Source organism: Brachyspira aalborgi (genome assembly GCF_008016455.1).
GTDB classification, from domain to species: Bacteria; Spirochaetota; Brachyspiria; order Brachyspirales; family Brachyspiraceae; genus Brachyspira; species Brachyspira aalborgi.
Genome location: NZ_SAXU01000001.1, coordinates 667,776 through 682,285, shown reverse-complemented (window position 1 = coordinate 682,285; position 14,510 = coordinate 667,776). Strand labels below are relative to the sequence as shown.

Genomic DNA, 14,510 nt, shown 5'->3' with positions numbered 1-14,510 from the left:
AAATTATAAGACTTTTAATAAATTAATTTGCAAAAACCTAATAACCGAATTATAATTAACCTTAATATATTAAATAAAAATTTATATAGCAAAGGTTTTTTATAAATGTCCTATTCCGATAAGATTAGAAATTTCTGCATAATCGCTCATGTCGACCATGGGAAAAGCACTTTAGCCGATAGAATTATAGAACATACAAAAGCTATTTCAAGCAGAGAGATGAAAGCTCAAATATTAGATTCTATGGATATAGAAAGAGAAAGAGGAATTACAATAAAAAGTCAGGCGATAAAATTATCTTATCAATCTAAAAACGGCGAAACTTATACTTTTAATTTAATAGACACGCCTGGGCATGTAGATTTTAATTATGAAGTATCTCGTTCGCTTGCAGCTTGCGAAGGCGCTATACTTATTGTAGACGCCGCACAAGGAGTGGAAGCGCAAACAATTTCTAATTTTTATTTGGCTTTTGAAAATAATTTAGAAATAGTTCCCGTAATTAATAAAATAGATTTGCCCGCGGCTAATATCGAACTTTGCAAAGCTCAAATGGAAAAAGAATTTGGAGTAAATCAAAACGATATAGTTTTAGCAAGCGCAAAAAACGATATAGGAATTGACGAAATACTTGAAGCCGTTGTAAAAATAATTCCTCCGCCAAAAAATAATTCAAATCTTAAAACAAGAGCTTTAATATTTGATTCTTATTATGACGCTTTTAGAGGAGCGGTTATGATAATGAGAATATTTGACGGAAAGGTAAAAAAAGGAGATAAAATTCTTTTAATGGAAAGCAAAGCCGTTTACGAAATTGAAGAATGCGGAACTTTACTTTTAGGATTAAAACCTTCAAACGAATTAAAAAGCGGAGAGGTTGGATATATTATAGCGGGAATAAAAAATATTTCGGATATAAAAATTGGCGACACTATTACATTGGAAAATAATCCTTCAAACGAACCTCTTATAGGTTATAAAGAAGTTTTGCCTATGGTTTTTGCGGGTATTTTTCCTGCAGAAGATGAAGATTATGCAAATTTACAAAAAGCTTTAGAAAAATTAAAATTAAATGACGCTTCTTTTATTTATGAACCCGAACGCTCTATTGCTTTAGGATTCGGTTATAGATGCGGATTTTTGGGGCTTTTGCATTTAGAAATTGTTCAAGAAAGATTGGAAAGAGAATTTAATTTAAATTTGGTTATTACAAGTCCGTCAGTCGAAGTAAAATTAAAACTAACAAACGGAGAAGAAAAATTAATCGATAATCCTGCAGATTTTCCTTCTAATCAATATATAGAAAAATGCTACGAACCTTTTATAAACGCTTTAATTATAGTTCCTACCGATTATTTGGGAAATATTATATCTTTATGCATAGACAGAAGAGGAGTTCAAACTTCGTTAAATTATTTGGACGATAGAAGAGCGGAAATAAAATTTGATTTGCCTTTAATAGAAGTCGTTTACGATTTTTACGATAAATTAAAATCAATCTCGAGAGGATACGCTTCTTTTGATTATGATTTTTCAGATTTTAGAGAAAGTCAAATTGAAAAAATAGATATATTAGTTCATGGAGAAGTTGTGGACGCTTTATCTTTTATGTCTCATAGAAGTAACGCCGAAATTAGAGGAAGACAAATAATAGAAAAATTAAAATATCTTATTCCGCGTCATATGTTTCAAATTCCTTTGCAAGCTGCAATCGGAGGAAGAATAATTGCGAGAGAAAATATAAGCGCATTAAGAAAAAATGTAACGGCAAAATGCTACGGCGGAGATATTACGAGAAAAAGGAAATTGCTTGAAAAACAAAAAGAAGGGAAAAAGAGAATGAAGTCAATCGGAAATGTTGAAATTCCTCAAGATGCATTTATAAGCGTTCTTAAAACAGACTATAATATAAAATAAAAAAAGCATAATAAAATAAAATTTTACTATGCTTTAAATATATAAACACTATTACTTAAAACTATTAAACATATTTTTCTAATTGATTGTATATAATATCGGCAAGCCCAAAAGTTTTTGTTTTTGAAAATTCTTTTGAATATTCATCGTAAAGCATATCTTCAAAAATTTGTTCAGCCATTCCGCCGTTTATTAATTCGCTTTTTTGAACAGTTTTTCGCATTTCTTTAAGCATTTGATTAATCATAAGCGCTTCAAAATCTTCAGAAACTTCTCTTAATCTTTTTTTTTCATTATTAACAATTTTATCGTTTTCAATATTTAAAGAAAATTTAGAAGTTTTTTCATTTTCGTATTTTTTTTTGGTATTTTCTAACTTTGTTAAATTTGCGCTATTTATATTTAAATTGTAATTGTCGATTATATTCATAAATATTCCTATTCTTTTATAAGAGTAAAAATTTTAAATTTACAAAATTTTTTATGTTTTTAGATTATCGGAAATGAAATAAAAATTATTAGGAATTTAAATTAATTTTAAAATATAGTTTTCATTTAAGAAAATATTAAAACTTATAATAGTTAATATTAATAATATTGCATAATATAAGAATTTTTATAAAATGTTATAATTAATAATTCGGAGTAAAAAATGTCTAAAAAATTAGAGTTTATAAATATAGAAAATAAAGACTTTATAAATCAATATTTTTATCGCTATAAAATTTTAGAAAATGAATTTGAAAATTTTAAAAATATTTTAATTAATTATATTAAAGATATGAATAAACGGGAAAATAAAAATGAAGATTCTTTAGTTGCAAATTGTCTCTCTCCGTTTTTTAAAAAATTAAATTTTGAAACGCATATAAAATATAAAATGAAAGGGAAAAGCGAGATTGATTTGGCAATTCTTAAAGATTCCGATATTCAAGTTATTATTGAAGCTAAAAAACCAAACGATAAAGATTTTTTTTACGCCGAAAATCCTAATTGCAAGGCTTTGCATGAAGCTATTTTATATTATTTTAGAATTAGAGAAGAAAGCAATTCGACTATAAAATATATTATTCTTACCGATTTTTATAAATTCTATATTTTTGAAGCAAAAGAATTTGAAAACGGATTTTATAAAAATAAAGATTTTGAGAAATTATATAAAAGTTTTACAAATAAAAATTCTATATTTGACGGAAGAACGGAAGAGTTTTATTTGGAAGCTAAAAAAATTTTGGATTTAAAAAATTTCGCTCTTAAAGGCGCTTTTATAGATTTAAACGAAATTATAAAAACGGATGCAGAATATAATTTTAAGGATTTAAAGCCTTATTTTAAGATTTTCAATAGAGATTTTTTACTTCAAGAATTTAATCCTAACGATGCAAATCAACTTAATAAAGGATTTTATGACGAACTTCTTTATTTATTAGGACTTTGCGAAAAAGTTATAAACGGTAAAACTCTTATAGCGCCAAGCAAAAATTCGATTGATAAAGATGGAACGCTTTATTATAATATACTTCAACATTTGCCAGAATATAAGATAGATAAAAAAGAAAATTCGGAAAACGAAATTGACGAAAACGCATTAGAGATTTTAATTATTTGGATAAACAGAATTTTATTTTTAAAGCTTTTAGAATCAAGTTTAATAAATTTTAACGATGATAAGAATCTTGCATTTTTAAATATTGATAAGATTCAAAATTATAATAAATTAAACGAATTATTTTTTAAAATATTGGCTAAAAAATCAAACGATAACGACAGAAAACAAAATAATATTAAAGATTTGGCTTATTTGCCTTATTTGAATTCAAGTTTATTTACTCGTTCAAATAAAGAGATTATTGAAATTTCGCAACTTTCAAATTTGCAATTAGAATATTTTAAAAATACGCAAATTAAAGATAAAAGCGGGAAAGCTAAAAAAGGAAAAGAAGATTGGCTTAAAATGATTTTTGAGTTTTTAAACTCTTTTGATTTTGGGGCAAATTATGATAATGAAAATTTACTCGCTCAAAAAGATTTGATTAATTCAAGCGTTTTAGGACTCGTATTTGAAAAATTAAACGGTTATAAAGAAGGCAGTTTTTATACTCCAAATTTTATTACAAGTTATATGTGTAAAGAAAGTTTGGATAGAATAGTTTTGCAAAAATTTTCTGAAAACGGATTAAACGCTGAAAATTTAGATATTCTTCAAAAACAAATTTTAGTAAATGTAAATGCCGATTTTAATTTTAGAGATAAGGCTATAAATATTTTAGAAGAGATTAGAATTTGCGACCCTGCGGTTGGAAGCGGGCATTTTTTAGTTTCGGCTTTAAATGAAATGATTTATATTTATTATAAACTTGGGCTTATCAATATTTCCGTTTCGGATTTGAAAATTGAAAACGATGAGATTTTAATTAAAGATAGAGAAGGCGGAAATTTTGAATATAAGCGTCCGAAATCTCAAAACGATAATCATAAAATACAGATGGAAATTTTTAATCTTAAAAAATCTATTATTGAAAATAATCTTTTCGGCGCGGATATTAATTCTAATTCATGCGAAATTACAAAACTTAGACTTTGGATAGAATTATTAAAGAATAGTTATTATTTAAGTTTCGATAGCGAAAATTATCATAATCTTCAAACTTTGCCGAATATCGATATAAATATTAAATGCGGAAATTCTTTAATTTCAAATATAGATTTTGGAATTAGTAAAGATAATTTTTTATCGAATTTAAAAAGTAGAATTGATAAAGCCGATATGTTTGAAAGAGAAACTTTGAAAAAAGAATTTGACGATATAAAGAAAGAGATTCCTCAAAGATTTGAAAATGCAAAAGTCCAATCTAAAATTTATAAGAATGCAAGCGATAAAACGGAAGCTAAAAAATCTAAAGATATTTACGAAGAGAGCATATTATATTTGATAAAACTTTTTAAGCGAACTTGCAACGAATATATAAATTTTTATCAAGGTTTGCATGACTTCTTTTATAATTACGGCTATATCAATATAAATAATATTTCTAACGAACAAATAAAATCGAAATTGAAAAATTATATTGAATATTTTAAATTTCATGAATTTGTGAGTTTTGAAAAAAATATTATTAGAGAAGTTAAAGAAAAAGAGCTTTCAAAAATTAAAACATTAATGCAAGCTTATGAAGATTTTGAAAATAAGAAAACTTTTGAATGGCGTTTTGAATTCCCCGAAGTTTTGGATTATGAAGGCAATTTTAAGGGATTTGATTTAATAATTGGAAATCCGCCGTATATAAGCACATTAGATTTATCTAAATCAAATACTCAAGCTAAAGATATTTATAAAAAACATTATCCGAATATTAATGGGCTTTATGACATTTATTTATTATTTATTTTACTTGGATTAAAAATAAAATCTTATAATGGTTGTTTTGCTTGGATTATTCCTAATAAATTTTTAGTTGCTAAATATGCAAAGGAAACATTAGATATGTTTATAAAAAATAATTTTTTAGGAGATTGTATTGATGTTTCAAATGTTAATACTTTTGAAAATGCTTCTATATATCCTATTATAGTTTTAGGAAGTAAAAAATCAAAATTTCAAAAATTTTATATCGAAAGACAGGAAGATTTATCAGTTGGTAATTTAAAACAAAGAGAATATATAGATTGGAATAGATTTAAAACTTTTTATGATTTTGGATTAAAAATACAATCTGGTTTAGCTGGTTTTCAAGCGCATTCCATAATAGAATTTCTAATAAATGAAAAAATAAAAAATGCTATTCCTTTCGCCGTAAGTGGAAACATTGACAGATATTTAATTAATACAGATGAAGTTAAATATATGAAAAAAGTTTATAAAAATCCATATATTATACCGAATAATGCCATATCTAATGATAAATGGAATTTTTGGTGTAGTGAAAAGATTGTTATTGCTGGAATGACAAAAATTTTGGAAGCTTGTTATATTAAAAAACCGTTAGCAATAGGAGTAGGCGTTTATGCAATTTATGATTTTAAAGGGTTAAATCCATTATTGATTTTAGGCGTATTAAATAGTAAATTTATGAATTATGTTTTTACAAATAAATTTCAAGACAAGCATTTGGCGGGTGGATATTTAGGAATTAATAAGAATAATTTAGAAACATTGCCTATTTTTGAAGTCAATTCTAAAAATAAAAAGTTGGAAGATAAGATTATTAATTTAGTCGATAGAATAATTGAAGGAAAGAAAAGCGGAATTGATATGAGAGAGTTGGAGGAAGAGGTTGATAGGTTGGTTTACAAGCTTTATGAGTTGAGCGAGGAAGAGATAAAGATTATTGAGGGGAAGGATTGATTTGTCGGTTATAGTTTCGGCAATAAAGAAAATATTTATAGTTTTTTGATTTCTTTAATTGTTAAGCCTGTGTATTTTGAGATTAGGTTAATATCAACGCCGTCTTTTTTCATGGTTTTGGCTATTGATATTTGTCCTTCTTTTATGCCTTCTTCTCGCTCTCTATTAAGCATCATTTTTTGCCCCAATAAAAATGCATCTCGGGCGTCATAAGCTCTCATAAGTTTATCGTCAGAAGTAAATCTTTTGTATTCTTCAATTACTTTCGTCATAATCGGGTTTGCCTCCATTAATTCTTTTTCTATAGCTCTTAAATTTTTGCTTGTAAAAAATTTCATCCAAGTCAATAACTTATTCTTTTTAAGTTCGTCTAAAGTTGATTTTTCAATTATTTCAATAAATCTTTGAACTTCTAAAATATGCATTTGAATAAAGTCTAAATCTATATTATGGTTTTTTGTGTCGATTAATTTAAAGCAACGGTGAGGTTTTCCTTCGTCTCCGAAATCTAAATTAAAATTTAATAAGTTAATGCTAATAATTCTTGGCAATTTTTTATAATCTTCGCCTTCCTTTAATTCATTAACAATATTTTTTGAAATATAATAAAAAATTCTTTTGACAAAATCCATATTTCCGCAAAGTTGAATTTCAATTATAACGGTTTGATTATCTTTTGTTTTTGCTTTAATATCAATTATAGATTCTTTTAAATCGATATTTTCGGATAAATTATAAGGGTCTATTATTTCTAAATCTTTAACTTCTTCAAAATTGAAATCGCTTAAAGCGGCGTTAACCATATCCTCAAGCATATTTTCATTTCCGTTTTTGCCGAGTAAGTATCGGACGAATAAGTCGTTTAGTTTATCAATTTCTCTATTTCTTTTCATAGATATAATTATAACAGAATAATTTTATTTGTCAAAAGAGAATACGATTTATATTTATTCTGAATTCGATAAAAAATAAAGAAATAAATTGAGAATTTGGTTGATTAGAATAATTGAGAGGAAGTGTTGAATTTGAAAGAGTTAATGGATTATAAATTGGATTTTTAGATATAAATTATTGTAATGACGAAAAATATAAATAAAGTTAATATTTCAGAATTGAGGGAATAAAATTTCTGTTGATTAATTTGATAAAATTTAAAATTAAAAATATATCAAATAAACTAAAAAACTATAAATTCCGATTGTTATTTTTTTTGCTGAAAGCTGGTTTTATCCTTGTTTCTTTTTTCACACACAAAATACGGGCAGACGCAAAAAAGAAATGCTTTTTTGCTTACTTTTACCTTCTACCAACTTTACTACTCAATACATAAACATAGCATCGCCATAAGAAAAAAATCTATAATTATTTTCTATAGCGTTTTTATAAGACTTCATTATATTATCGTATCCAGCGAACGCGCTTACCATAGCTAAAAGAGTCGAATGCGGAGTATGGAAATTCGTTATTAAAGCGTCAATGCATTTGAACTTATAAGGCGGATAAATAAATATATCTGTTTCTCCTTTCAATCTCTTAAAATTTCCGTTATCAAATTCGCTTTCTAAAACTCTAGCGACAGTTGTTCCGCATGCTACTATTCTTTTTTTGTTTATTTTAGATTCTTTAATTATATCTGCAGTTTCTTTTTCGATTAAAAATTTTTCTTTATGCATTATATGATTTTTAATATTATCTTCTTTAAGCGGATTAAAAGTTGAAAAACCAACATGCAAAGTTATATAACAAATTTTTATTCCTTTATTTTTTATTTTATCTAAAAGTTCTTTTGTAAAATGAAGTCCCGAAGTCGGAGATGCAACGCTTCCCTCGTTTTTAGCAAAAATATTTTGATAAAATTCTTTATCGTTTTCAGTATATTCTTTTTCTCCTTTTTTTTTTCTATTTTGAATTATATAAGGCGGAAGAGGAATATTGCCTATATTCTCTAAAATATCGTTATTTAACGGTTTTGAAAATTTAATTAATTTTGTAGATATATTATCTTTTTCAATAATCGCTTTTATATTATCATAATCTAAATATAAAATGTCTTTTTCTTTTATATTTTTTCCTTTTATTAAACATTCCCAATAACTTTCGTCAGAATCTTTTTTTTGCAAAAGTAGAATTTCAACAATTCCGCCCGTATTTTTTTTTGCAAATATTCTTGCTGGTATAACTTTGCTATCGTTTAAAATTAAAATATCGTCTTTTTTAAGATAATCAATTATATCGTAAAAAATTTTATGTTCGATTTCTCCCGTTTTAATATTCATTGTCATTAATTTGCAATTATCTCTTTTATGATTTGGATTAGTGGCAATTAATTCTTCAGGTAAATAAAAATTATAAGTTTCTTTATTCAAATAATCTATCATAATAATTTAGGTTAATATTTAAAAATTTATTATTATCTTTCTCTGTCTTAAAAATTTAATTAAACTTTTATTATTTATAGAAGTTGATTTTACTATGGCAAACTCTTCGTTTATTTTAATTATATTTATTCCTTTTCTTTTAGCCTCGCAAATTATCTCTTCAAGTTTATTTTGATTTTTTATATTTATAAGAGTGACATTTTCGTATATTGAAGATATTATTCCTCTTTCATACCATCTTTTAAGATTCGTTTCAATATGTTTTGGAATATTTATCGAATTCTTTTCAAATGTATTTTTTAGAATATTTAAAAAATTATAAAAACTATATTTTGAATCGGGATTATTAATTATAGTTTTTCCTTTTAAAATTTTATCTTCAGTCATAGAATAAGTATAAACCGTTTCGTTATTATCAAGTTCAAAATATAAATTGCACATATAAATAAAATCGTTTGAAAATAAATTATGATTAATTAAAGTTATTTCAAAATTTCCGTTTACAAAACATTTTTTTACGGAACTATCGCTATAATAAAGATTTCTTAAAGATATAATCGCGCTTTCATAAAAAGAAGCTTCTAAAAATCCTAATAAAAACATAGAATATAAAATATTATTAAATTCTTCCGAATTAAGAATAATATTATATTTTTCTTTTAACTTCAAAAATAATTTTGATTTTGAAATAATATCTTCGTCTTTCAATATTTTTAAAATTTTTTCGTTATAAGGCAAATAATTTTTATAAGAATTTTTTAATATAAAATCTATTCTCGTTTCTATATCTTGAGCTAAATAATTTTTTATATTATCGTATTCCAAAAAAATAAATCCTTTATTGTCGATTTTTATTAAATTAGATTTATAACATATATTTATTATAGTTTTTGAATCGATATTCTCGCTTAAAAATTTAATGTTAATATCATAAACATTTAGTTTTTGCATATCGGCTTCATAAATCAAAGTTTCTATATCGTTTAATATATTAAAATGATTGTAAATAAAAACTGAAGAAGGAATATTTTCGTCATAACTTTTTTCTATTTTTTCTATAACTTGATTATTATTTATTCCAATATAAGTTTTAAAATTTTCGCCGTAAAAATAAACGCAGAATATATTTGCCTTGCATAAAGCTAATAAATCTTCGTCTTCTATATTTAATTTATTTTTTTCAAATATTCCGCCGCTTTCATGTATGGAAATTATATCTTTTAAATATTTTTTATATATATTTGAATTATATTGAATATCGATAAAATTTTTAATCTTTAATTCTTCTAAAATTATATTTTCTATAATCTCTTTTACTTTAGGAATTAAATATAATATATCGTCTCCAGAATTTAATCTTCTTCTTCTCATTTTGACATATAAAAAACCAGATTCTTTTATTTCTTCCACAATATCAAGAAATGCAGGCAAGTGTTTAGGATTATAATGAAGCGAATAAGCGACATCTATAGAACTTAATTCTTTATCGCAATTTTTTACTAAATGATAAATTATATTTTTACATTCTATTGAAAGCTCATAAAATTTGAAAGAAACAATAGAAATATTTGAGGTTTTATTTTCTAACTCTTCTATATTTTTTACTTTCCAAATTTTAAATAATTCTTTTAGAGTATCCGCCGAAATTTGTTCATACATATTATTTTCTAATTAATTTATTTTATTATAAAATATTTAAAAAATCCCTGTTTAACATCGTCAGGTCTTTTCGATTGTATCCAAGCAATCATTGGCTGTCCTTTTATTAATCTATAAGGAACTAATCCCCACATTCTGCTATCGCAACTTTGGTCTCTATTATCTCCCATTACAAAAAAATAATCTTCGGGAACTGTATATATAAATTCTTTTTCTCCGTTTTCGCTCTGCATCCCTTTAGAATTAGCGTTTGGAATATATACATTCATCCAAAACCATAATTTTACATCATCGCTTACAACTTTATCATTTATATAAACTTCAAAAGAACTTAAATCGTTATAATAATCCGCTCTATCCATAATTTTTTTGAATATAATTATATCTCCTTTTTTAGGAACATAAACAGGTCCGTATATATCTATAATTGGATAAAATTCTCTCTCGCCGTAAAAGAAATATCCCCATTTGTCTTCTATTTGCTTTCCGTCTATAAATATATTTTTATCTCTCAATTCAACGGTTTCTCCCGCAGTCGCTATAACTCTCTTTACGAATTCTTTTCTTGGGTCTAAATCAACCGCTTTAAGTCCGAAAAATAAAGGCATTGGCGCTAAATGTTTTCCGCCCGTAAGTTTTTCTCCTATAAAATCGGCTAATAAAAATCTCGGGTCCCAAGTAAACGGCGTAATCGAAAATATCATAACGGGAAGTTTAATTAATTGAACAAAAGGCGAAGGCTCATAATAAGGCATTGAAGATTCGCATCCAAATGTCGAAGATGGCGGCGCTCTAAAAACAACCAAATCTCCCCTTTGAGGCGATTTTATTTTTGGAAGCCTATAACCTAAAAGTCCGTCAGTAAACGGAAACTTAACTCCATAAACGAATCTGTTTGCAAATAATCTATCGCCTGGCATTATTATTGGAATCATAGAACCCGTAGGTATTTGATAATTTTGAATTAAAAAAGTATTTATTATAAAAACTATAACTATGGCGTAGAGAATTTCTTTTAAGGTATGTTTAAAATTTCTGCACTCGCCCGTTATTGTTTCTGTAATATTTTTTATTGGATTTTCCATTTTAAGCCCTATATAAATAAAAATATTAATGTAGAATTATATAATATTTTAGATAAAATATCAATTATAGAATATATAGATACTTGAAAAAATAAATATTTATGTTAATATAATTATAAATCATTAAAATTAAATAAAGGTTAAATATTATGAAAAATTCTGATGTATTTATAGACGGAGTATGGAAAAATAATCCTACTTTCGTTCAGATTCTTGGAATGTGTCCTAGTTTGGCGGTGACGAGCAGCGTAGAAAACGCTATCGGCATGTCCGTTGCCACTATATTCGTTTTGGTTTGTTCTTCCGCTTTAATTTCTATTTTGAAAAAAGCTTATGCAAACGAAGTTAGAATAATGGGATACATTGTAGTTATAGCCGCTTTCGTTACATTAACCGATATTATAATGAAAGCTAAATTCTATACTTTATCTCTTGCTTTAGGAGCTTATCTTCCTTTAATAACGGTAAACTGTATTATATTAGGAAGAGCGGAAGCTTTTGCAAATAAAAACGGAATAGTTCCAAGCATAGTTGACGCTTTGGGAAACGGTTGCGGTTTTTTTATAGCTTTATTGCTTTTAAGTTCTATAAGAGAATTATTAGGAAATGGAAGTTGGCTTGGTATGGATATAGTAGGTTCTATAAGAAATTTTATAGAAACCTCGCTTCCTTTTGCATTAAACGCTTATAACGAAGTAACGACTCCTTGGGTAGTTATGATTATGGCGCCAGGAGCTTTCTTTACTTTGGCTGTTTTAATAGCGATAAAAAGAACTATTGATTCTAAAAAATCTCAAAAGGCTTAATTTAAGGAGAAATTGATTATGACAAATTTAATATTTTTATTCATTGCAACGGTATTGGTTAATAATTTTGTATTAACTAAATTTTTAGGAATATGTCCATTTTTGGGCGTTTCAAATAAACTTGACTCGGCTATAAGTATGGGAATTGCCGTAACTTTTGTTTTGGTTTTGACGGCTGCGGTTAGTTGGGTAATTCAATATTATATTTTAGCGCCTTTTAAAATTGAATTTTTGCAAACTATACTTTTTATTATAGTTATAGCGGCTTTAGTTCAATTTGTTGAAATAGTTATTAAAAAAACAAGCGAAGGTTTATATTTAGCTTTAGGAATTTATCTTCCATTGATAACGACTAATTGCTGCGTATTGGGTTTGGCTTTATTTGGAGTTTTATATCAATATGGCTTTATAGAAAATATAGTTTTCGCTTTAGGAGCGGGAATCGGATTTACTTTAGCTCTTGTAATAATGGCTAGCATAAGAGAGAGATTGTTAACTGCGGATATACCCGAAGCATTTAAAGGTCCTTCAATGCCTTTTGTAACCGCGGGAATATTGGCTTTAATATTTTACGGATTTTCAGGAATCATTAAGTAAAATAAAAAATAGTTTAATTTAAATTAAGGATATTTGATTATGATTACTACAATAACTATAGCGTCTATATCGGCTGCTTTAATAACTTTAATACTTGCGATTATATTAATATTTTCTTCTAAAATATTTAAAGTTGAAACGGATGAAAGAGTTGCGGAACTTACGGAAATTTTGCCAGGCGCTAATTGCGGCGGTTGCGGATTTCCAGGTTGCGCTCAATTTGCAAAAGCTTTGGTTGATGAAAAAGCTCCTCTTGATGGTTGTTCTGTTGGCGGAGCGGATACGGCTTCAAAAGTCGCTAATTATTTGGGAAAAGTCGCACCTCCTCAAAAAGAGAGAACGAGAGCGTATATTTTCTGTCATGGACATGAAGGAATCGCTAAAACAAATAAAGTTTATAACGGAGCGGAGACTTGCGTTTCTGCGGTTATGTCGGGAGGAAATAGAGATTGCACTTACGGATGCGTAGGTTTTTACGATTGTATGAAAGTTTGCGAGTTTGGGGCGATTGTCAAAAGCGAAACGGGAATTCCAATTATAGTGGAAGATAAATGCGTTTCTTGTAATGCATGCGTTAAAGCCTGTCCTCAAAAACTTATAGAGATTCATCCTGTCTCTCAAAAATATCATGTTTATTGCAAATCTAAAGATAAAGGTCCTATAGCCAAAAAATCATGCGATAGAGCATGCATTGGATGTAGCATTTGCGTTAAAGCGACAAAAGAAGGCGGAATGAAAATAGATAATTATCTTGCTATAGTTAACTATGAAGATTATTGCCTTACTGACGAAAGCATAGCTAAATGCCCGACAAAAGCTATAACGGATGAAAGAGTAAATTCTGTAATTAATGTTTAATTTTAATCGCATTTAAATAAATAATAAAACGGATGAGATTAATTCCCGCCCGTTTTTATTTTAAATTATTTATTTATGATTAATCGACTTTTCCTCCAAATTTAAGTCCGAATATTATTCCTGTATTGAGAGTTCCGCCGTATTCGTCTTTTCCTCCTTCGTTTATAAATTGCATAATATCGTAGCTCAAATATAATCCCACATCGAGAGCGACTTTATCGGTAAGATAAAACGAATAAGCTAAAGAAGTTTTTACATATCCGAAAATTGGAGGATTGAACATATCCGCTATATCGGTTCTGCTTAATTTTTGAGTTTCTTCGACATTGATAGCGGTTGCGGTTACAGACATTTCGCCAATCACAGGGATTTTGATTCCTCCGCCGATTCCGATTGAAAAATTTCCGAAATTGAATTTAGGAAATAAACCGACTTGAATATTATAAAAAGTAAAATCGAGAGCTACCGAAATATCGTTAGGCATTCCCACTTGATTAGGATTAATATTTATGCCAAACATTTCGTTTAATGCATCCGAAACTATGCTATTAAAATCTGGTTTTCCAGAAATGGTATAAGAGCTGAAATTATAACCCAATTCTAATAAATAGCTTATTCCAAAACCTTCTTTAACTTGACGCATATATCCAATTTGAAATAAACCTGTCCCGTCAAATCCTATATCGTTTTTAAATCCCATGTCTTTCATACTTGTCGTTGGAAAACTAACTCCGACTCCAAGCAAAGCGTTATAGTGGAATTCAAAACCGCTTTTTGCAAAAACCGAAACGCTAAAAATTGTCATTAATGCTATTGTTGTAAAAATTTTTCTTAAATATTTCATTTTAAAACTCCTTTAATAATT

General features: G+C 27.0%; 11 protein-coding genes. 5 read left to right on the top strand and 6 right to left on the bottom strand.

The features are described 5' to 3' along the window. Positions 1 to 105 precede the first annotated feature (105 nt). Entirely contained in the window at positions 106 to 1,917 is a 1,812-nt protein-coding gene (gene lepA, locus EPJ79_RS03095; RefSeq protein ID WP_147738403.1) for a translation elongation factor 4, read from the top strand. A gap of 64 nt (positions 1,918 to 1,981) precedes the next feature. Here the strand turns inward: lepA and EPJ79_RS03090 are convergent, their stop codons facing one another. Continuing rightward, on the bottom strand, positions 1,982 to 2,347 hold the full coding sequence (locus tag EPJ79_RS03090) for a rod-binding protein (protein ID WP_021958085.1): 366 nt from the start codon (positions 2,345 to 2,347) through the stop codon (positions 1,982 to 1,984). A gap of 222 nt (positions 2,348 to 2,569) precedes the next feature. On the opposite strand from EPJ79_RS03090, the gene EPJ79_RS03085 reads away from it, so the two are divergent. Next, positions 2,570 to 6,262, top strand: a complete 3,693-nt coding sequence (locus EPJ79_RS03085) for a type IIG restriction enzyme/methyltransferase (RefSeq protein WP_147738402.1) — start codon at positions 2,570 to 2,572, stop codon at positions 6,260 to 6,262. Positions 6,263 to 6,297: 35 nt separating this feature from the next. Here the strand turns inward: EPJ79_RS03085 and EPJ79_RS03080 are convergent, their stop codons facing one another. From EPJ79_RS03080 to lepB, 4 genes are all read right to left on the bottom strand, one after another. Next, positions 6,298 to 7,155, bottom strand: a complete 858-nt coding sequence (locus EPJ79_RS03080; RefSeq protein ID WP_147738401.1) for an Rpn family recombination-promoting nuclease/putative transposase — start codon at positions 7,153 to 7,155, stop codon at positions 6,298 to 6,300. A 426-nt stretch (positions 7,156 to 7,581) separates the two neighbouring features. Further along, the gene (gene queA, locus EPJ79_RS03075) at positions 7,582 to 8,640 is read right to left on the bottom strand and encodes a tRNA preQ1(34) S-adenosylmethionine ribosyltransferase-isomerase QueA (RefSeq protein ID WP_147738400.1); all 1,059 of its coding nucleotides are present in this window, start codon (positions 8,638 to 8,640) and stop codon (positions 7,582 to 7,584) included. Between the two features lie 18 nt (positions 8,641 to 8,658). After that, positions 8,659 to 10,299: a hypothetical protein gene (locus tag EPJ79_RS03070; protein ID WP_147738399.1), complete on the bottom strand. Its 1,641-nt coding sequence runs from the start codon at positions 10,297 to 10,299 to the stop codon at positions 8,659 to 8,661. 17 nt (positions 10,300 to 10,316) lie between these two features. Continuing rightward, positions 10,317 to 11,384, bottom strand: a complete 1,068-nt coding sequence (gene lepB, locus EPJ79_RS03065) for a signal peptidase I (protein WP_147738398.1) — start codon at positions 11,382 to 11,384, stop codon at positions 10,317 to 10,319. Between the two features lie 149 nt (positions 11,385 to 11,533). Here lepB and rsxE point away from each other — a divergent pair, with 149 nt between their 5' ends. The 3 genes from rsxE to EPJ79_RS03050 are packed head-to-tail and all read left to right on the top strand — an operon-like array spanning position 11,534 to position 13,645. After that, positions 11,534 to 12,190, top strand: coding sequence for an electron transport complex subunit RsxE (gene rsxE, locus EPJ79_RS03060; protein WP_021959051.1), 657 nt, complete (start codon positions 11,534 to 11,536; stop codon positions 12,188 to 12,190). A gap of 18 nt (positions 12,191 to 12,208) precedes the next feature. Continuing rightward, positions 12,209 to 12,787: an electron transport complex subunit RsxA gene (gene rsxA / locus EPJ79_RS03055; RefSeq protein ID WP_021959050.1), complete on the top strand. Its 579-nt coding sequence runs from the start codon at positions 12,209 to 12,211 to the stop codon at positions 12,785 to 12,787. A gap of 39 nt (positions 12,788 to 12,826) precedes the next feature. Next, positions 12,827 to 13,645 carry an RnfABCDGE type electron transport complex subunit B gene (locus tag EPJ79_RS03050; RefSeq protein WP_147530430.1) on the top strand — a complete coding sequence of 273 codons (819 nt, stop codon included), beginning with the start codon at positions 12,827 to 12,829 and terminating at the stop codon, positions 13,643 to 13,645. A gap of 79 nt (positions 13,646 to 13,724) precedes the next feature. Here EPJ79_RS03050 and EPJ79_RS03045 read toward each other — a convergent pair whose 3' ends face one another. Then, complete coding sequence (locus EPJ79_RS03045) at positions 13,725 to 14,489, bottom strand: hypothetical protein (protein WP_147738397.1); 765 nt, start codon at positions 14,487 to 14,489, stop codon at positions 13,725 to 13,727. Positions 14,490 to 14,510: the final 21 nt, after the last annotated feature.

What these genes read in the sequence shown, in the direction of transcription:
- lepA (WP_147738403.1), top strand. Translation starts at nt 106, where the DNA reads ATGTCCTATTCCGATAAGATTAGAAATTTCTGCATAATCGCTCATGTC.
- EPJ79_RS03090 (WP_021958085.1), bottom strand. Translation starts at nt 2,347, where the DNA reads ATGAATATAATCGACAATTACAATTTAAATATAAATAGCGCAAATTTA.
- EPJ79_RS03085 (WP_147738402.1), top strand. Translation starts at nt 2,570, where the DNA reads ATGTCTAAAAAATTAGAGTTTATAAATATAGAAAATAAAGACTTTATA.
- EPJ79_RS03080 (WP_147738401.1), bottom strand. Translation starts at nt 7,155, where the DNA reads ATGAAAAGAAATAGAGAAATTGATAAACTAAACGACTTATTCGTCCGA.
- queA (WP_147738400.1), bottom strand. Translation starts at nt 8,640, where the DNA reads ATGATAGATTATTTGAATAAAGAAACTTATAATTTTTATTTACCTGAA.
- EPJ79_RS03070 (WP_147738399.1), bottom strand. Translation starts at nt 10,299, where the DNA reads ATGTATGAACAAATTTCGGCGGATACTCTAAAAGAATTATTTAAAATT.
- lepB (WP_147738398.1), bottom strand. Translation starts at nt 11,384, where the DNA reads ATGGAAAATCCAATAAAAAATATTACAGAAACAATAACGGGCGAGTGC.
- rsxE (WP_021959051.1), top strand. Translation starts at nt 11,534, where the DNA reads ATGAAAAATTCTGATGTATTTATAGACGGAGTATGGAAAAATAATCCT.
- rsxA (WP_021959050.1), top strand. Translation starts at nt 12,209, where the DNA reads ATGACAAATTTAATATTTTTATTCATTGCAACGGTATTGGTTAATAAT.
- EPJ79_RS03050 (WP_147530430.1), top strand. Translation starts at nt 12,827, where the DNA reads ATGATTACTACAATAACTATAGCGTCTATATCGGCTGCTTTAATAACT.
- EPJ79_RS03045 (WP_147738397.1), bottom strand. Translation starts at nt 14,489, where the DNA reads ATGAAATATTTAAGAAAAATTTTTACAACAATAGCATTAATGACAATT.